Source organism: Pseudomonas sp. JDS28PS106 (genome assembly GCF_036706555.1).
In the GTDB taxonomy this organism is placed as follows: domain Bacteria; phylum Pseudomonadota; class Gammaproteobacteria; order Pseudomonadales; family Pseudomonadaceae; genus Aquipseudomonas.
This window is the reverse complement of record NZ_JBAJGT010000001.1, coordinates 565,187-582,845: the sequence shown is the minus strand read 5'-3', so window position 1 is coordinate 582,845 and position 17,659 is coordinate 565,187. Positions and strand designations below refer to the sequence as shown.

Here is a 17,659-nt window from a genome sequence, read left to right as displayed (position 1 = left end):
CCTCACGGGCGCCTTTTCATTGCTGCGGATACCTGGGTATCACTGGCCCTGCCAGCGCTTGAGTACCAGCGTGGCGTTGGTGCCACCAAAGCCGAAGCTGTTGCTCATGACCAGATCCAGCTTGGCGTCTTCGACGGTCTTGAGCTGGATCGGCATGTCGGCGACAGCCGGGTCCAGTTCGTCGATGTTGGCAGAACCGGCGATGAACTTGTCCTGCATCATCAGCAGGCAGTAGATCGCTTCGTGCACGCCGGCGGCGCCCAGCGAGTGGCCCGACAGGCTCTTGGTGGAGCTGATGGCCGGCGGGTTGTCGCCGAACACAGCGCGCACGCCTTCCATTTCCTTGACGTCGCCGACCGGAGTCGAGGTGCCGTGGGTGTTGAGGTAGTCGATGGAACCATCGACGGTCGACAGGGCCATCTGCATGCAGCGGATGGCGCCTTCGCCGCTTGGCGCGACCATGTCGTAGCCATCGGAAGTCGCGCCATAGCCGACGATTTCCGCATAGATCTTGGCGCCGCGGGCGAGGGCGTGTTCCAGTTCCTCGACCACCACCATACCGCCGCCACCGGCGATCACGAAGCCGTCACGCTTGGCGTCGTAGGCACGGGATGCCTTTTCCGGGGTTTCGTTGTACTGGGTGGACAGCGCGCCCATCGCGTCGAACAGGAAGGACTGGCTCCAGTGTTCCTCTTCACCGCCACCGGCGAACACGATGTCCTGCTTGCCCAGCTGGATCTGCTCGACCGCGTTGCCGATGCAGTGTGCGCTGGTGGCGCAGGCGGATGAGATGGAGTAGTTGACGCCCTTGATCTTGAAAGGCGTAGCCAGACAGGCCGACACGGTGCTGCCCATGGTACGGGTCACACGGTATGGACCGACGCGCTTGACGCCTTTCTCGCGCAGGGTGTCCAGCGCTTCCATCTGGTTCAGTGTCGAGGCGCCGCCGCTGCCGGCGATCAGGCCGGTACGGACGTTGGACACCTGTTCTTCAGTCAGGCCCGAGTCGGCGATCGCGTCCTTCATGGCCAGGTAAGCGTAGGCAGCCGCATGGCCGACGAAGCGGAACGTCTTGCGATCGATCAGCTCTTCGAGGTTGAGGTCGATGGAGCCGGAAACCTGGCTACGCAGACCCATTTCGGCATATTCCGGGTTGTAACGGATGCCAGGGCGGTTTGCACGCAGGTTAGCGGTGACGGTGTCTTTGTCATTGCCCAAGCAGGAAACAATACCCAGACCAGTGATAACGACGCGGCGCATGCGAGTACCCTTAGAAATTTTCAGTGGAAGTAAACAGGCCGACACGCAGTCCCTCGGCGCTGTAGATTTCGCGACCATCGACGCTCACGGTGCCTTCGGCGATCGCCAGGACCAGTTTGCCGCGCATGGTGCGCTTGATTTGAATGTTGTAGGTGACTTTCTTGGCGGTCGGCAGGACCTGGCCGAAGAACTTCACTTCGCCCGAACCCAGGGCGCGGCCACGACCGGGATTACCTTGCCAGCCCAGGTAGAAACCTACCAGCTGCCACATGGCGTCCAGGCCCAGGCAGCCCGGCATTACCGGATCGCCTTCGAAATGGCAGGCGAAGAACCACAGGTCCGGGTTGATATCCAGTTCGGCGACCAACTCACCCTTGCCGTACTTGCCGCCTTCTTCGCTGATGTAGGTGATGCGATCGACCATCAGCATGTTGGGGGCGGGCAATTGCGCGTTACCTGGGCCGAACAGCTCGCCGCGACTGCAGCGCAGCAGATCTTCCCGGGTAAAGGCGTGTTGTTTGGTCATGCGAGCTCCTCAATGTTCTTGTGCGGCAGTTGGGGCGCCACCGGCCCGAACGCCAATCCTGACGGAATGCTTCGCCAGGACATGTCTGGCAGCCTAGTCATAGACTGTTGCGTTGTAGTGAAAGTCACAGTGCATGGAAAAATGAATGTACACCTGTGCACTCAAATACGTCATCCGAACGACCACGCTGGTCTGTCAGTCCGACAAGACTGCCGCAATTTAGCATTAATCGCCAGTCACTGATGCCCGAATGGCAAGCCAGCGCTGCAAAATCTGCTGCAGATCGGCGTGTTTGAAGGGCTTGGCGAGATAATCGTTCATTCCCGCCTGTAGGCAGGCTTCGCGGTCGCTTTGCAGCGCATTGGCCGTCAGGGCGACGATCGGCACGGCTTCGCGGCCGGAAATCTGTCTGATCTGACGAGTGGCCTGGTAGCCGTCCATGACTGGCAACCGGCAATCCATGAGAATCAGCCCATACCGTCCGTCGCGAGCCATGTTCACGGCCTGCTCGCCATTGACGGCAACGTCGACCTCGCAGCCCAGATTGTGCAGCATCGCGGTGACCACGGTACGGTTGACAGCATTGTCCTCAACCAGCAACACCCTGCGAGGCCCGTCTGTGCGGTCGAGGGACATTTCCTGCAGCGCGGCGCGCGGGTGTCTGACCGGCGCCAGCGGCAGCGGGATGCGCAAGGTGAAGGTCGAGCCGGCGCCAATTTCGCTCCGGGCTTCCAGGCTGCCGCTCATGCGCTCGGCCAGCGTCCGGGCGATCGGCAGTCCCAGACCAGTGCCGCCGTAGCGTCGCGAAATGGAACTGTCGGCCTGTCGGAAAGCGTCGAACATCGACTCCAGCCGATCGGGCTGGATGCCAATGCCGGTATCCGTGACCCGACATGTGAAATCCAGCATGTCAGGGCCCCATCTTTCCCAGGTCACGACCACCCGCACACTGCCGGCCTCGGTGAATTTCAGCGCGTTGCCAATCAGGTTGACCAGAATCTGCCGGATCCGGGTCGGATCGCCCAGCACGTGGATGTCCTGCAACCCCGGCTGAATATGCAGGTCCAGCAGCAGACCGCGTTGCGCCGCGCTCGGGCTGAACGCATGCACCGAAGCATTGATCAGCTCGGCCAGATTGAATTCGATGCCTTCTATCTGCAGCGCATCGCGTTCGATCCGGGAGAAGTCGAGGATGTCGTTGATGACCCGCAGCAGGTGCTCGGTGGATTCGGTCGCCAGTGCGGCGTATTCGGCCTGCTCGTGGGTCATTCGGGTGGTTTCGAGCAACTGCAGCATGCCCAGCACGCCGTTCATGGGGGTGCGCAACTCATGGCTCATCATCGCCAGAAAGTCGGACTTGGCGCGGTTGGCCTGCTCGGCTTCTTCGCGGGTCTGGATCAACTGGGCCATGGAACGCTGCTGCTCCAGGCTGGCCTTGTTCAGGTTGAACGCCAGATTGTTGATGTGCCGGGCCAGCGCGCCCAGCTCGGCGTCGTCGCTGACCGGCAGCGGCGTGCCGTAATCGCCTTGCTGCATGGCCTTGAGCGCTTCGCCCATGTCGCTGATCGGCTGCGCCAGACTATTGGCCAGGCGCCGGGCCAGCAGAAAGGTGAACGTCAGCGCGCAGAGCGCGAGGATTCCGGCCTTGAGCAGGATTTCCTGCTGCCGCCGGCTGAAGGCCTCGCTGGACATTCCGACCAGAACCCGGCCCATATAATGCTCGGGCGCGAGGGTCGCTTCATGGGCACGGCCACTGGCGGCGTTGCGCAGGCGCCCGGCGTGGGGCGCGTGGATCGGTGCCTGGAAAATCTCCATCTGGCGGGATTGATGGTCGTTCTGCACCGGTTGTTCGATATAGACCAGCACATTGTTGGCGCTGTCCTGGATTTCGACATAACGCACGTTGGGCATCGAGAGCGTGGCGCGCATCAGGCCGGTCAGCGCATCCATGTCGCCCAGCACCACGCCCGGCTCGGAGGCGGGCGCCAGCTGGTTGGCGATCAATTGCCCGGTGTGATTGAGCTCCTGACGCAAATCCTGGATGCGCACGAAGGTGAAGAAGCCGATCAACAACAGCGTGAGCAGCAGGGCAGGGCCCAGGCTGATGACCTGGGTGCGGGTATGAATGTCCCAACTGCGTGGAATCATCGGCGGCAGTTCCCGCGTCGCCCGCCGGAAAGCGCGTGGCCGTCGGGCAGGTTCATGGCGCAAAGGCCCGTGCGCTGGAGGGTTCTGGTCATGGCATCCTGATCATCCGCCAGGCGGCACCCGGAAAATGATCGTCTCGATAAGGTCATTCGGTGGGCGCATGTTAACCGAGATAGACAGCTTTGCCAGTGAACTCGTCGACCGGCTCAAGATGCAAGGCGATACCGGCGCGCGATGCGTGAAGCGCTGGCCGATAGCGTGGCGCTCCGTATAATGCGGCCATCGCCAGTCGACTGGCCCCGGATGGAAAGCTTTATGACCCTACAGCAACCTGTTGCGGTGCTGGGCGGCGGCAGCTTCGGCACCGCCATCGCAAACCTGCTGGCGCAGAACGGCCGCCAGGTACTTCAGTGGATGCGTGATCCCGAACAGGCCGAGGCGATTCGCGTCCATCGGGAGAATCCGCGCTATCTGAAGGGCATCAAGGTGCGCCCGGAGGTCGAGCCGGTGACCGACCTTGGCGCCACCTTGCAGGCTTGTGAGCTGGTCTTCGTGGCCTTGCCGTCCAGCGCGCTGCGCTCGGTGCTTTCACCGCATGTCGCGGTGCTCGAAGGCCGGATGCTGGTGAGCCTGACCAAGGGCATCGAGGCGCAGACATTCAAGCTGATGAGTCAGATCCTTGAAGAAATCGTGCCCAAAGCCCGGATCGGTGTGCTGTCGGGACCCAATCTGGCGCGGGAAATCGCCGAGGGCGCCTTGACCGCGACGGTGGTGGCCAGCGAAGACGAGGCCTTGTGTGGCGAAGTCCAGGCAGCGCTGCATGGTCGCACCTTCCGGGTCTATGCCAGCGCCGACCGGTTCGGCGTCGAGCTGGGTGGCGCGCTGAAGAACGTCTATGCCATTGTGGCAGGGATGGCGGTCGCGCTGGGCATGGGGGAAAACACCAAGAGCATGCTGATTACCCGGGCGCTGGCGGAGATGACCCGCTTTGCGGTCAGTCTGGGCGCCAACCCCATGACATTCCTGGGACTGGCCGGCGTGGGCGACCTGATCGTGACCTGTTCCTCGCCCAAGAGCCGCAACTATCAGGTCGGTCACGCGCTGGGGCAGGGCCTGAGCCTGGACGAGGCGGTAACCCGCCTGGGCGAAGTGGCCGAGGGCGTCAACACGCTCAAGGTGCTCAAGGTCAAGGCCCAGGAGACCGGGGTGTACATGCCGCTGGTCGCGGGCCTGCACGCTATTCTTTTCGAAGGTCGTACCCTCGACCAGGTCATCGAAGCGCTGATGCGCGCCGAGCCCAAGACGGACGTCGATTTCATTTCGACCACCGGCTTCAATTAACGGAGAAGGCTTTGAACGAATCCAAGATCCAGAAGAATGAATCCATCCTGCTGCGCGTCCTCTGGATGCTGGTGTATCTGGTGGTCTGGCAGGTGGCGGAACTTGTCCTGGCGGCAGTGGTGCTGATCCAGCTGGTCTACCGGCTGTTCTACGGGGCCCCGAGCCTGAGCCTGATGAACCTGGGCGACAGCCTGAGCCAATTCCTGGCGCAGATCGGCCGTTTCGGTACTTTCCATACCGACCAGAAACCCTGGCCGTTCGCCGACTGGCCGGCGCCGCGTTCCCCGGACGGTGAAATCGCCCATTACGTGGAACCCGCGCCGCACCCGGTACGCGACGACGAGCCCAGGCTATGAAACTCTGGGTACTGCGTCACGGCGAGGCTCAGCCCAAGGCGGCTTCTGACCCGGCTCGGGAATTGACCGCGCATGGCCGTGATCAGGTGCTGCACAGCGCCGCCCGCTTACGCGGCGCTGCTCTGGTCCGGATCATTGCCAGCCCCTATGTACGGGCACGGCAGACCGCCGAGCTGGTTCGGCAGGCACTGGATTTTGCCCGGCCGGTCGAAATCGTCGACTGGCTTACCCCCGACAGCGACCCGCGCGGCGTGCTGGCGCAACTCGACGCACTGGATGGCGAGTCCGTGCTGCTGGTCAGCCACCAGCCGTTGGTGGGTGCCCTGGTCGGCCTGCTGGCCCATGGCAGTTATCGCCATGCCGAGCCGATGGGCACCGCCAGCCTCGCCGAGCTGGAAGGCGAGGACGTGATCGCCGGCGGCATGGAGCTGCTCGGTCTGCATCACGGCGACTGATCCCGCGACACGGCGCTGCCCACAGCCGAGTAGCGCCGCCCACTTCACGACAAAAGGAATGGAAATGACTGTGTGGCTTACCCCTCCCGACACCGACGCCTTGACCGGCGCGCTGAAGAACACCATCGGTGAAGCGCTGGATATCCGCTTCGAATCCTGCACCGAAGATTCGCTGACCGCCAGCATGGTGGTCGATCACCGCACCCATCAGCCGTTCGGTCTGCTGCACGGCGGAGCCTCGGTAGTCCTGGCCGAAACTCTTGGGTCGATGGCGAGCTATCTGGTGATCGACTCCAACAAGTTTTTCTGCGTCGGCATCGAAGTGAATGCCAACCACTTGCGCAGCGTGAAGACCGGGCGTGTCACCGGTGTGGTCCGGCCGGTTCATCTGGGTCGCACCACCCATGTCTGGGATATACGTATCCAGAACGAGGAGGGCAAGCCGACCTGCATCTCGCGCCTGACAGTCGCTGTGGTACCGATCGGTCAGGAACCGCCGGCGCGCTGAAGCTTTTCCGCCGCCTCGCCTGCCTTGCTGGCCGGAGTGTCGTCGTCGATGGCAGTTCCGCGCGTTGCCGGTGAGCGAGGCGGCTGCGCACAATCATGAACCTTCGGGCCCTGAGCGCTTCGGCATGTCTGAACCCATTTTCTTCGCCCACGCCAACGGCTTTCCCTCGGCCACCTACGGCAAGCTGTTCGATGCGCTGGCGCCCGAATTTTGCGTCGCTCATCTGGAGCAGCATGCCCACGACCCGCGTTTTCCGGTCAGCGACAACTGGTCTTATCTGGTCGACGAAGTGATTCACCATCTGCGCGAGCAGCCGGCGCCTGTGTGGGGCGTGGGCCATTCGTTGGGCGGACTGCTGCATTTTCACGCCGCGCTGCGTTGTCCGGAGCTGTATCGGGGCGTGGTCATGCTCGATTCACCGGTGCTGGGGCTGGCCGATCAGCTGTTGATTCGTGCCGCCAAGCGCTGGGGGTTCATCGATCGCATCACGCCCGCCGGCCGCACCCTTGGCAGACGGGAAGCGTTCGAGGATCTGGAAGCGGCCCGCGCTTACTTCGCCGGCAAAACCTTGTTTAGCCGTTTCGATCCGGAATGTTTCGATGCATACCTGCAACACGGTTTGCGGACCGACGGCGCGCAATTGCGCCTGCGCTTCGATCCGGCGACCGAGATCAGCATCTACCGCAGCGTTCCCCACACCCGGCCCGGCCCCGCGCGCGGGCTGCGAGTGCCGCTGGCGATGGTTCGCGGCCGCCACAGCCGGGTGGTCATGCCTCATCATGGCTTGCTGGTCAAACGCCTGCGCGAGGGCGAGTACCTGTCGATACCGGGCGGGCATATGTTCCCTCTGGAACGCCCGGATGACACCGCGCGACTGCTCAAAGACCTGTTTAACCGCTGGAATGCCCGGCTGACCGCAAGAGCCTCTCCATGATTCATCCAGTCGAAGAAGTACGTCTGAACCTGGGCCATATCGAACTGGCCGCTCACCTGTCGGGGCCGGAGGACGGCGAGCCGGTGATCGCGCTGCACGGCTGGCTCGACAATGCGAACAGTTTCGCGCTGCTGGCGCCTCGCCTGAAAGGGCTGCGCATCGTCGCGCTGGATCTCGCCGGCCATGGCCACTCCGACCACAGGCCGCCCGGCGCCGGCTACACGCTGGCCGATTATGTCTTCGACGTGTTGCAGGTCGCCGGGCAACTGGGGTGGCAGCGATTTTCCCTGCTTGGCCATTCGCTGGGGGCGATTATCTCGGTGATGCTGGCCGGTTCCCTGCCCGAGCGGGTCAAGCGTCTCGCCTTGATTGACGGCGTGCTGCCATTGACCAGTCAGGCTCATTCCTCCGCAGAGCGGCTTGGGACGGCGATGCAGGCGCAGCTGGCGCTGGCCGACAAGAAGAAGCCGGTGTATGCCGAGCAGGAGCGTGCCGTCCAGGCCCGTATGCGCGGCACGCTGGCCGTCACTCGCGAAGCCGCCGAGCTGCTGGCACAGCGCGGGCTGATGCCGGTCCCCGGCGGCTATACCTGGCGCAGCGACAGTCGCCTGACCCTGCCTTCGGCGGTGCGCTTCACGCCGGAGCAGGCGATGGCGTTCGTCGAAGGCGTGGAATGCCCGACGCAATTGATCGTCGCCCGGGACGGGCTGCTGGCAAAGAACAGCGAATTGCTGGAGCGGCTGCCGTTCGCAATCCGCACCTTGCCCGGCGGGCATCATTTGCATCTGGACGACTCCGAAGGCGCGAGCGCTGTTGCAGACTGTTTCAATCGCTTCTTCGCTGCTTCTTGACTTGCGGCCGGCAACTGCCGAGGCTGGGCGGGTTGAAACAGGAGTCAAAGCAAATGGACCTATCCGCAACCTCGCGCCTGTGCCGCCCGGACGGCCCGGCCCCGTTCCTTTATCTTTTTTCCCGCAAGTGAGAGCACCCATGCGTTCAACCTGTGCTCCGCTTTTCGCCCTATGTCTGATGACTGCCGTTCTTCCGGCTGCCGCCGCCGACGCGTCGGGCAGCCAGGATCTGGATATCCTGCCGCGCGTGACCGACTCGCAGATTGTCGACTACCGTCCCGCCACCGATGCGGAACGTATTTACCCCATGAGTTCGATCCGCAAGATCAGCAACCAATTGCGCTTCGACGATCAGGCTGGTGCGCGTGGCAACCTGACGTCGGTCACCTACCAGTTACCCGCCGAACACAGCTCCGACGCTGCGTTCACCGCCGCCCGCGAGGCGCTGCAAGGGCAGGGCGCGGAGCTGTTGTTCTGGTGCCAGGCACGCGACTGTGGCGAAAGCAGCCTGTGGGCCAATGAAGTGTTCGGCAACGCCCGGCTGTATGGCGCCGATGATCGGCAGGCATACCTGCTACTGCGACTCGCCGAACCCAAGGCCAATACCCTGGTGGCGCTCTACGCGATTACCCGCGGCAACCGGCGCGCCTATCTGCACGTCGAACAGCTGGAGGCCGCCGCGCCGCTGGGCGATCTGCTGCCGACCTCGGCGACTCTGCTGCGCCAGTTGCGCAGCACGGGAAAGCTGGACCTGCCCCGGCTCGACAGTGAGCCCCAGGAAAAATGGGTCACGCTGCTGTCGCGTGGCCTGAACCTGGACAGCACCTTGCGCGCCACGGTGTCGGGCAGCCATGCCGAAGCGTGGCGCGAGGCGCTGATCGCCAAGGGCGTACGCGCCGCACGGCTGGAGACCGGCAACGCCGAAACCAAAGGCCTGCTGTTGCAGCTGATTCGTTAGCAATCAATCCACGGCCCGTAGGAGCCAGCTTGCTGGCGATGAACGGTAATGCGGCATGCCTGATATGTCGCGACGTCTTTGTTGCTGCCGCTTTGCGGCAGATCGCCAGCAAGCTGGCTCCTACGGGACAGGTGTCGCTGACGCCGTTATCCTCTGGCTTTTGATCTCCGCACAGTGAAGGGCTCATGTTCAATAACGATCGATTGTTGGTGCAGATCCTTCTGCTCGCGCTGCTGGGCGCTTGTCTGTGGGTGATGGCGCCGTTCTGGTCGGCGCTGGTCTGGGGCGCGGTGCTGGCTTTCGCCAGCTGGCCGCTGATGACCTTGCTGACCCGCTGGTTCAGAGGGCGCGAGTCGCTGGCGGCGCTGGTCATGAGCCTGGGCTGGCTGGTGCTGGTCGCCGCGCCGCTGGTGTGGCTGGGTTTCAATCTGGCCGATCACATCCGCGATGCCATCGGTTTCATCCGCAATGTCCAGGTCGACGGCCTGCCCGATCCGCCGGACTGGCTGGCCGGGCTGCCGCTGGTGGGTGGCCGGCTGGTGGGTTTGTGGAACACCATTGACCAACAGGGCGCGGCATTCATGACCAGCCTGCGCCCTTATCTGGGTGAAGTCGGCAATTGGTTGCTGGCCCGCAGCGCGCAGATCGGCGGCGGGATTCTGGAGCTGACCCTGAGCATCGTCTTCGCCTTTTTCTTCTATCGGGATGGCCCGCGGCTGGCGGCCTTCGTTCTCAGCCTGCTGGAGCGGCTGATTGATGATCGGGCCCAGTATTATCTGGATCTGGTGGCCGGAACGGTGCAGCGGGTCGTCAACGGCGTGATTGGCACCGCGGCCGCCCAGGCCGTGCTGGCCCTGATCGGCTTTCTGATCGCCGGCATTCCCGGCGCGCTGGTGCTGGGCATACTGACTTTCGCCTTCAGCCTCATTCCGATGGGGCCGCCACTGGTCTGGCTGCCGGCCACCGGCTGGCTGGTCTGGCAGAGCGAATACGGGATGGCGATATTTCTCGGCATCTGGGGCATGTTCATCATCAGCGGGGTCGACAACGTGCTCAAGCCTTACCTGATCAGCCGGGGCGGCAACCTGCCGCTGGTGATCGTGTTGCTGGGGGTATTCGGCGGGCTGCTGGCGTTTGGTTTCATCGGGCTGTTCATCGGCCCGACCCTGCTGGCGGTGGGTTATAGCCTGCTGACCGACTGGGTGGGCAACGAGCGGGCGCGCCCGCCGCGTTGAACATCGCGCTCCGCCACCGGGTCGGCCCGGCGGCGGAACGGGGTATTACGCGGCGGTATCGAGATATTTGCCGACCGGCCGGTCGCCGTCGGTGTCATACCGCTCGGTCAAGGCTGCCACTATACGGCTTAGCGCCTGCGCGCTCATCTGGCTGGGCTGCGGGGTCTCGTCGACCGCTATGGCCTGGGGTTGCGAGGACTCCAGGCTGGCCGTCAATTCTTCCAGGCTCACAGTGCCGTCTTCGTTGGTGTCCAGCGCATTGAACAGCTGATTGCTGTCGACGCTGCTGCCGGTAGTGCTCAAGCCGGCGGTGAGCTCTTCAGTGCTGATCGAACCGTCACCGTCGCCGTCCAGCGAACTCACCAAATCTTCCGCCAGATCCGCAGGCGGTTGCATTGGCGGTGGAGGAGGCGGAGTGAGCGCGGCCAGTTCCTCGACGCTCAGGCTGTCGTCGTCATCGCTGTCTAGATCGCTGAACGCCTGGCTGAGGCTGACCGTGATGCCGTCCTTGTTCTCGGAAGACAGTGCGCTACCCAGTTCGTCCTTGCTGATGGCGCCGTCGCCGTCTGTGTCGAGGCTGGCGAGCAGCTCCTCCTGAAACTTCTTGCTGTCGGTACTGGACGTCGAGGTGTTGGAGCTGAGGTAGCTCCTCAACGTACTGCTGATACCACTGATCATTGGATTCACTCCCCCTGAAATGAATGTTGCCGGAGCATCAAGCGTCAAGGGGGCAGTTGTCGCGGGAATGTGCGCTTTGTAACGGCGGCGATACCGCTCAGCTTCGCGGCAAATCGAGAATCGCGGTCAGTCCGCCACCGGGCGTTTCGGCCAGATGCAGTTCGCCGCCCATGCGCCGGGCGGCTTCGCGGGCGATGGTCATGCCCATGCCGACGCCGCCGGAGTTGCGATTGCGCGAGCCTTCCAGGCGATAGAAGGGTTCGAACACGGTTTCGTGCAGGTTGGCGGCGATGCCGGGCCCGTGGTCGATGACCGAGATTCTGATCCTGTCGGGGTGGTCTTCGATCAGCACGTGGGCGCTACCGGCGTAGCGCACGGCGTTGTCGATCAGGTTGTGCAGCACCGAGCGCAGCGCCATGGGTTGGGTTCTGACCGGCCTGCACTGGCCTTCGCACTGCACATTGTCGCCGTTGTCCTGGGCGTTCTCGGCCAGCGATTCGAGCAGCGCCTGCAGATCCAGCTGCTGGACCGACTCGCCCCGCCGGTGCTCGTTGAGGTAGGTCAGGGTCGCGTCGAGCATGCCGATCATGTCGTCCAGATCCTGGGTCATCTGGTCGTGAAGACGAGGCTCTTCGATTTGCTCGACCCGCAGTTTGAGCCTCGACAGCGGGGTGCGCAGGTCGTGAGACACCGCCGCGAGCAGCCGCGCACGCTGTTGCAGTTGTTCGCGGATCCGGTCCTGCATCAGGTTGAAGGTCATCGCGGCCTGGCGCGCTTCCTTGGGGCCGGTGATCTCAAGCGGCGGGTTATCGAGGTTTTCGCTCAGGCGCTCGGCGGCTTCGCTCAAGCGCCGCACCGGACGGCTGAGCGCCTTGGCACCGTACCAGGCCGCTACCACCAGGGTGATGAGCTGGAAGATCAGGGGGACGACTGGACCGCTCCAGGGCGGTGGCCGGTGTTCTCGATGCACGCCGTCCTTGCTGTGCAGTTCAGTCTGCGCCGGAGGTGGCGGCATGGGCGGCGGGCCGTACTGGGTGAACCAGGCAAAGGCGAGCAGATGCGCCAGCAGTATCGCCAGCAGCGCGCCGCCGAACAGGCGGGCAAAGAGGGTGTCGGCCGAACGGATCAACCCATCTCCCTGGCATCGAACAGATAGCCTTCGCCGCGCACCGTCTTGATCAGTTGCGGATTCTTCGGATCGTCGCCCAGCTTCTGACGCAGGCGCGAGACCAAAAGGTCAATGCTGCGATCAAACGCTTCGATGGAGCGGCCCCGTGCCGCATCGAGCAGCTGCTCGCGGCTCAGGACCCGATGCGGGCGCTCCAGAAACACCCTCAGCAGACGAAACTCGGCGTTGGACAGCGGCACGACCAGACCGTCCGCCGACACCAGCTGGCGCAGGACACTGTTCAGGCGCCAGGCATCGAAACGGATCGTGGTGCGCGGCTCGCTGCGATCGTCACGGACCCGGCGCAGCACGGTCTGGATGCGCGCGACCAGTTCCCGGGGTTCGAAGGGTTTGGCCATATAGTCGTCGGCGCCCAGCTCCAGACCGATGATGCGGTCGGTCGGCTCACAGCGGGCGGTCAGCATAAGGATCGGGATGTCCGAGGTGCTGCGCAGCCAGCGGCACAGCGACAGGCCGTCTTCGCCCGGCAGCATCAGGTCCAGCACTACGACGTCGAAGGTCTGCTCGGTTAGCGCCTGACGCATCTGCGCACCGTCGGTAACGCCGGTCGCCTGGATATTGAAGCGGGTCAGGTAGTCGCACAGTAGCTCGCGGATCGCCACGTCGTCATCGACGATCAGCGCGCGGGTGGTCCAGCGCTGCTCCGGGGAACTGCCTTCGGTATTGCCGGTTGGAAATGCTTGCATGCTGCGACTGCCGCCTGATGATGCCGCCATCACTGGCCGCTGTTGATAATCAACGCTCCCGGCATGCTACTTCGCCGGGAGGCGCGGCGGAAGGGTGCCCGCGGCGGTTGTCGCGAACATGTCGCGAATGTATCGGGAGTGATACATGCCAGGAATGGGTATCCACTTGCTTCAGCGCGACAGAATCAGCCCCTGGGTAATGGCCAGCACCAGCGCCGCGCGCAACGTGCTGACCCCGAACTTGCGCCTGATATTGCACATGTGGAAGTTGATCGCCGCTTCGCTGCGTTCCTGGATTCGGGAAATCTCCCACACCGATTTGCCTTTCGCCGCCCAGAGCAGAACCTCTGTTTCCTTGGCGGTCAGCTTTACCTGGCAGGGTGAGATCGGCAGCTGGTCGAGCGACTTTGCGACACGAGTATGGCGTGCGTCCATGTGTTTCATCATCAAGTCCTTTTGCTGAATGACCACCGCGACACTTTAGCGCGTAACGCGCCTGGCGAAACCTGACAGAAATGACAGTGAGGCGCCTTTTTTACGGCTTCTTTACGCGCCTGCCCCCCGGTCCGGCTCGTTCCTTTACGCCTGTGCTGCCGACAATGACTCCCACGCGGCCGTTGCCGTACAAGGGGAATTTCGATGAGCGTGATGGATGCAATCTCTCTGCTGATGGGGGCAGGGTTGTTGGTGTACCTGCTGCTGGCGCTGCTGCGCGCCGACCGGACTCAGGAGTAGCCATGCACAGTTATGACTATCTGCTGATTCTGGGTTTTCTGGGACTGTTACTGCTGCCGGCACCTTGGCTGGGGCGCTTCTACTACCGAGTAATGGAGGGGCAGCGCACCTGGCTGACGCCTGTGCTGGGGCCGGTCGAGCATGCCTGCTATCGACTGTCGGGCGTTGATCCGCGGGACGAACAGACCTGGAAGCAATACGCCTGGGCTCTGCTGGCGTTCAATCTGGCGGGCTTCGTGCTGCTGTTCGCCATTTTGATGCTGCAGGGTTATCTGCCCCTCAATCCGCAAGGACTGCCGGGCATGGAGTGGTCGCTGGCGTTCAACACCACCATGAGTTTCGTGGCCAACACCAACTGGCAGGCGTACAGCGGCGAAGCCTCGCTGAGCTACCTGAGCCAGATGGCCGGTCTGACCGTGCAGAATTTCGTCAGCGCGGCGACCGGTCTCGCGGTGCTGGTGGCCTTGTGTCGGGGCATCAGCCGCCGATCCTCCGCCGGTCTCGGCAATTTCTGGGCGGACCTGACCCGCGCCACGCTCTACGGCCTGCTGCCGATCAGCCTGGTGGTGGCGGTGTTGCTGGTCTGGCAAGGCGTGCCGCAGAACTTCGCCGCCTACGTAGACGCGCTGACGCTGCAAGGCGCCGATCAGAGCCTGCCGATGGGGCCGGCCGCGAGCCAGATCGCGATCAAGCAGCTGGGGACCAACGGCGGCGGCTTCTTTGGCGTCAACTCGGCGCATCCGTTCGAGAACCCGACGGCCTGGAGCAATCTGCTGGAGCTGGTCTCGATTCTGCTGATTCCCGCGGCGCTGGTGTTCACCTTCGGTCATTACGTCAAGGACATGCGCCAGAGTCGGGCGATCCTGGGATGCATGCTGGCTTTGCTGCTGATCGGCGGCGCAGTCTCGCTGTGGGCCGAATACCAGCCCAACCCCGCGCTCAACCTGGCGGGCGTTGAACAGACGGCGCCGCTGGAAGGCAAGGAAACCCGCTTCGGCACCACCGGCAGTGTGCTCTGGTCGGTGGCGACCACCGCTGCCTCGAACGGCTCGGTGAATGCCATGCACGACAGCCTCAACCCGCTGACGGGCCTGGTGGCGCTGGTCAACATGATGCTCGGCGAGGTGGTGTTCGGCGGCGTGGGAGTCGGTCTGAACGGCTTGCTGCTCAACGTGCTGATCGCGGTGTTTCTCGCCGGGCTGATGATCGGGCGCACGCCGGAATACCTGGGCAAGAAGCTCCAGGCCCAGGAGGTCCGGTTGCTGGTGGCGACCTTGCTGGTCATGCCGGTCGGGGTGCTGGTGCTGGGGGCCATCGCCGCCAGCCTGCCGGGACCGGCCGGTGCGGTCAGCAACCCCGGCCCGCACGGTTTCAGCCAGTTGCTTTACGCGTACACCTCGGCGACGGCCAACAACGGGTCGGCGTTCGGCGGCTTCGGCGCCAATACCACCTTCCATAACCTGATGCTGGGCCTGGCGATCTTCATCGGCCGCTTCGGCTACATCCTGCCGGTGCTGGCGCTGGCGGGCAGTCTGGCAATGAAAACCGCCGTGCCGCCCGGACAGGGCCAGGACAGCTTCCCGACCCACGGCGTGCTCTTCGTCTGCCTGCTGACCGTGACCATCCTGTTGGTGGGCGGCCTGACCTTCCTGCCGGCGCTGGCGCTTGGCCCGATTGCCGAACACCTGAGCCTGGGCTTCTGAGGATTCATCATGACTTTGCCTGTTGAAGTTGCAAAAGCGGACGCGGCACCGGTCGCTCCCGAAATCGGCCGCACCGGCCTGGCTGCCCTGTGGCGCCCCGCGCTGGTCCAGGCGTTCGTCAAGCTCGATCCGCGCCAGCTCAAACGCTCGCCGGTCATGCTGGTGGTCGAGCTGACCGCGATTCTGACCACCGTGCTGTGCGTCATTCCTGACCCGCAAGTGCCGACTCACGTTGCTGCGCAGATCGCGATCTGGCTGTGGTTTACCGTGCTGTTCGCCAATTTCGCCGAAGCACTGGCCGAAGGGCGGGGCAAGGCCCGCGCCGACAGCCTCAAGGCCGGCAGCGAAGGGCTCAAGGCGCGTCGCCGCGCACCTGACGGAAGCTTTCAGATCGTCGCCGCCGCCGAGCTGCGCAAAGGCGATGTGGTACGGGTCGCGGCCGGCGAAATGATCCCGGCCGACGGCGAGGTGATCGAGGGCATCGCCGCCGTCAACGAAGCGGCGATCACCGGGGAATCCGCGCCGGTGATACGCGAATCCGGGGGCGATCGCTCGGCGGTTACCGGCAATACCCGGCTGGTGTCCGACTGGCTGCTGATCCGCGTGACCAGCAATCCCGGCGAATCGACCCTGGACCGCATGATCGCGCTGGTCGAGGGCGCCCGGCGTCAGAAAACGCCCAACGAGGTGGCGCTGGATATCCTGCTGATCGGCCTGACCCTGATCTTCCTGCTGGTGGTCATCACGCTGCAGCCCTTCGCCCGTTTTGCCGGTGGCAGCCTGCCGCTGGTGTTCCTGGTGGCGCTGCTGGTCACGCTGATTCCGACCACCATCGGCGGCCTGCTGTCGGCCATTGGGATCGCCGGTATGGACCGCTTGGTGCGGCTCAACGTGATCGCCAAGTCCGGGCGCGCGGTGGAGGCGGCGGGAGACGTTCATGTGCTGCTGCTGGACAAGACCGGCACCATCACCTTCGGCAACCGGCGCTGCACGGCGGTCTATGCCGCCCCGGGCGTCACGCCCAGAGAGCTGGGCGAGGGCGCTTTGCTGGCGTCGCTGGCCGACGACACGCCCGAGGGCAAATCCATCGTTGAATTCCTGCGCAATCTGCACCCGCTCAACGAACCTGCACTGAGCGAGATCACGGCGGTGCCGTTCAGCGCCGACACGCGACTCTCGGGGGTCGATCATCAGGGCCGGGTCTATCGCAAGGGGGCCGTGGATTCGGTCATGGCGTTCATCGGTCAGCAGCGATCGCAGCTGCCGCCGGTGCTGGCCAGGGAGATCGATGCCATCGCCAAGTCCGGCGGCACGCCTCTGCTGGTCTGCGCCGATGGCAGGCTGCTGGGCGTCATTCACCTCAAGGACGTGGTGAAGCCGGGTATTCGCGAGCGCTTCGAACAACTGCGCGGGCTGGGGATTCGCACCGTGATGGTCACCGGCGACAACCCGCTGACCGCCGCGGCCATCGCGGCGGAGGCTGGCGTCGATGACGTTCTGGCCGAAGCGACCCCGCAGAAAAAACTGGAGCGCATCCGCCAGGAGCAGGGCCAGGGCCGGCTGGTGGCGATGTGCGGCGATGGCGCCAACGACGCCCCGGCGCTGGCTCAGGCGGATGTCGGCGTGGCGATGAACGACGGCACCCAGGCCGCGCGCGAGGCGGCCAACATGGTGGATCTGGACAGCGACCCGACCAAATTGCTGGAGGTGGTGCGGGTCGGCAAGGAACTGCTGGTCACCCGTGGTGCGCTGACCACCTTTTCCATCGCCAACGACGTCGCAAAGTATTTCGCGGTCCTGCCGGCCTTGTTCGCCGCCATCTATCCGCAGTTGGGCGTGCTCAACATCATGGGGTTGCACAGCCCGCAGAGCGCGATCCTCTCGGCGATCATCTTCAACGCACTGATCATCGTGGTGCTCATTCCCCTGGCCTTGCGCGGGGTGCGGGTGCAGGCGGCGAACGCGGCCCAGTTGCTGCGCCGCAACCTGTTGATCTACGGCCTGGGCGGCATCGTCGTGCCTTTCGCCGGCATCAAGCTGATCGATCTGTTGCTGGTCGCGTTGCGATTGGCCTGAACCCGTTACCGCGCCGCGAG

General features: G+C 64.0%; 17 protein-coding genes and 2 pseudogenes. 11 read left to right on the top strand and 8 right to left on the bottom strand.

The genetic code is table 11. The annotated features are described in order from the left end of the window. Positions 1-39: 39 nt before the first annotated feature. The 4 genes and pseudogenes from fabB to TRP66_RS02480 all read right to left on the bottom strand — a co-directional run. On the bottom strand, positions 40-1,260 hold the full coding sequence (gene fabB / locus TRP66_RS02490; RefSeq protein ID WP_333399734.1) for a beta-ketoacyl-ACP synthase I: 1,221 nt from the start codon (positions 1,258-1,260) through the stop codon (positions 40-42). Between the two features lie 10 nt (positions 1,261-1,270). Beyond that, positions 1,271-1,786: a 3-hydroxyacyl-[acyl-carrier-protein] dehydratase FabA gene (gene fabA / locus TRP66_RS02485; protein WP_125830753.1), complete on the bottom strand. Its 516-nt coding sequence runs from the start codon at positions 1,784-1,786 to the stop codon at positions 1,271-1,273. Between the two features lie 225 nt (positions 1,787-2,011). Beyond that, positions 2,012-2,395: pseudogene (locus TRP66_RS23505) on the bottom strand (response regulator); the annotation flags it as partial. 65 nt (positions 2,396-2,460) lie between these two features. Next, positions 2,461-3,934, bottom strand: a pseudogene (locus TRP66_RS02480) (ATP-binding protein); the annotation flags it as partial. A 315-nt stretch (positions 3,935-4,249) separates the two neighbouring features. Between TRP66_RS02480 and TRP66_RS02475 the strand changes: the two are divergent. From TRP66_RS02475 to TRP66_RS02440, 8 genes are all read left to right on the top strand, one after another. Beyond that, complete coding sequence (locus TRP66_RS02475) at positions 4,250-5,275, top strand: NAD(P)H-dependent glycerol-3-phosphate dehydrogenase (RefSeq protein ID WP_333399732.1); 1,026 nt, start codon at positions 4,250-4,252, stop codon at positions 5,273-5,275. 11 nt (positions 5,276-5,286) lie between these two features. Continuing rightward, positions 5,287-5,631 (top strand): DUF4389 domain-containing protein, encoded by a 345-nt coding sequence (locus TRP66_RS02470; protein WP_333399731.1) that lies wholly within the window; start codon positions 5,287-5,289, stop codon positions 5,629-5,631. After that, positions 5,628-6,086 (top strand): phosphohistidine phosphatase SixA, encoded by a 459-nt coding sequence (gene sixA / locus TRP66_RS02465; protein ID WP_333399730.1) that lies wholly within the window; start codon positions 5,628-5,630, stop codon positions 6,084-6,086. The genes TRP66_RS02470 and sixA overlap by 4 nt, the downstream gene beginning before the upstream one ends. A 64-nt stretch (positions 6,087-6,150) precedes the next feature. After that, a complete protein-coding gene (locus TRP66_RS02460; protein ID WP_333399729.1) occupies positions 6,151-6,594 on the top strand; it encodes a hotdog fold thioesterase in 444 nt (147 codons plus the stop codon). A 124-nt stretch (positions 6,595-6,718) separates the two neighbouring features. Then, positions 6,719-7,528 (top strand): alpha/beta fold hydrolase, encoded by an 810-nt coding sequence (locus tag TRP66_RS02455; protein ID WP_333399728.1) that lies wholly within the window; start codon positions 6,719-6,721, stop codon positions 7,526-7,528. Beyond that, the gene (locus tag TRP66_RS02450) at positions 7,525-8,379 is read left to right on the top strand and encodes an alpha/beta fold hydrolase (protein WP_333399727.1); all 855 of its coding nucleotides are present in this window, start codon (positions 7,525-7,527) and stop codon (positions 8,377-8,379) included. The genes TRP66_RS02455 and TRP66_RS02450 overlap by 4 nt, the downstream gene beginning before the upstream one ends. 139 nt (positions 8,380-8,518) lie before the next feature. After that, on the top strand, positions 8,519-9,337 hold the full coding sequence (locus TRP66_RS02445) for a DUF4892 domain-containing protein (protein WP_333399726.1): 819 nt from the start codon (positions 8,519-8,521) through the stop codon (positions 9,335-9,337). A gap of 185 nt (positions 9,338-9,522) precedes the next feature. Then, the gene (locus tag TRP66_RS02440) at positions 9,523-10,572 is read left to right on the top strand and encodes an AI-2E family transporter (protein ID WP_333399725.1); all 1,050 of its coding nucleotides are present in this window, start codon (positions 9,523-9,525) and stop codon (positions 10,570-10,572) included. 45 nt (positions 10,573-10,617) lie between these two features. Here the strand turns inward: TRP66_RS02440 and xopAW are convergent, their stop codons facing one another. From xopAW to TRP66_RS02420, 4 genes are all read right to left on the bottom strand, one after another. Beyond that, positions 10,618-11,250: a XopAW family type III secretion system calcium-binding effector gene (gene xopAW, locus TRP66_RS02435; protein WP_333399724.1), complete on the bottom strand. Its 633-nt coding sequence runs from the start codon at positions 11,248-11,250 to the stop codon at positions 10,618-10,620. 97 nt (positions 11,251-11,347) lie between these two features. After that, positions 11,348-12,379: a sensor histidine kinase gene (locus TRP66_RS02430; protein WP_333399723.1), complete on the bottom strand. Its 1,032-nt coding sequence runs from the start codon at positions 12,377-12,379 to the stop codon at positions 11,348-11,350. Beyond that, positions 12,376-13,125: a response regulator transcription factor gene (locus TRP66_RS02425; RefSeq protein WP_333399722.1), complete on the bottom strand. Its 750-nt coding sequence runs from the start codon at positions 13,123-13,125 to the stop codon at positions 12,376-12,378. The genes TRP66_RS02430 and TRP66_RS02425 overlap by 4 nt, the downstream gene beginning before the upstream one ends. A gap of 171 nt (positions 13,126-13,296) precedes the next feature. Further along, a complete protein-coding gene (locus TRP66_RS02420; RefSeq protein WP_333399890.1) occupies positions 13,297-13,560 on the bottom strand; it encodes a helix-turn-helix domain-containing protein in 264 nt (87 codons plus the stop codon). A gap of 204 nt (positions 13,561-13,764) precedes the next feature. Between TRP66_RS02420 and kdpF the strand changes: the two genes are divergently transcribed. The 3 genes from kdpF to kdpB are packed head-to-tail and all read left to right on the top strand — an operon-like array spanning position 13,765 to position 17,639. After that, a complete protein-coding gene (kdpF, locus tag TRP66_RS02415) occupies positions 13,765-13,860 on the top strand; it encodes a K(+)-transporting ATPase subunit F (RefSeq protein ID WP_333399721.1) in 96 nt (31 codons plus the stop codon). A gap of 2 nt (positions 13,861-13,862) precedes the next feature. Next, on the top strand, positions 13,863-15,563 hold the full coding sequence (kdpA, locus tag TRP66_RS02410; protein ID WP_333399720.1) for a potassium-transporting ATPase subunit KdpA: 1,701 nt from the start codon (positions 13,863-13,865) through the stop codon (positions 15,561-15,563). A gap of 9 nt (positions 15,564-15,572) precedes the next feature. Continuing rightward, positions 15,573-17,639 carry a potassium-transporting ATPase subunit KdpB gene (gene kdpB, locus TRP66_RS02405; RefSeq protein ID WP_333399719.1) on the top strand — a complete coding sequence of 689 codons (2,067 nt, stop codon included), beginning with the start codon at positions 15,573-15,575 and terminating at the stop codon, positions 17,637-17,639. The last annotated feature ends 20 nt before the right edge of the window (positions 17,640-17,659 follow it).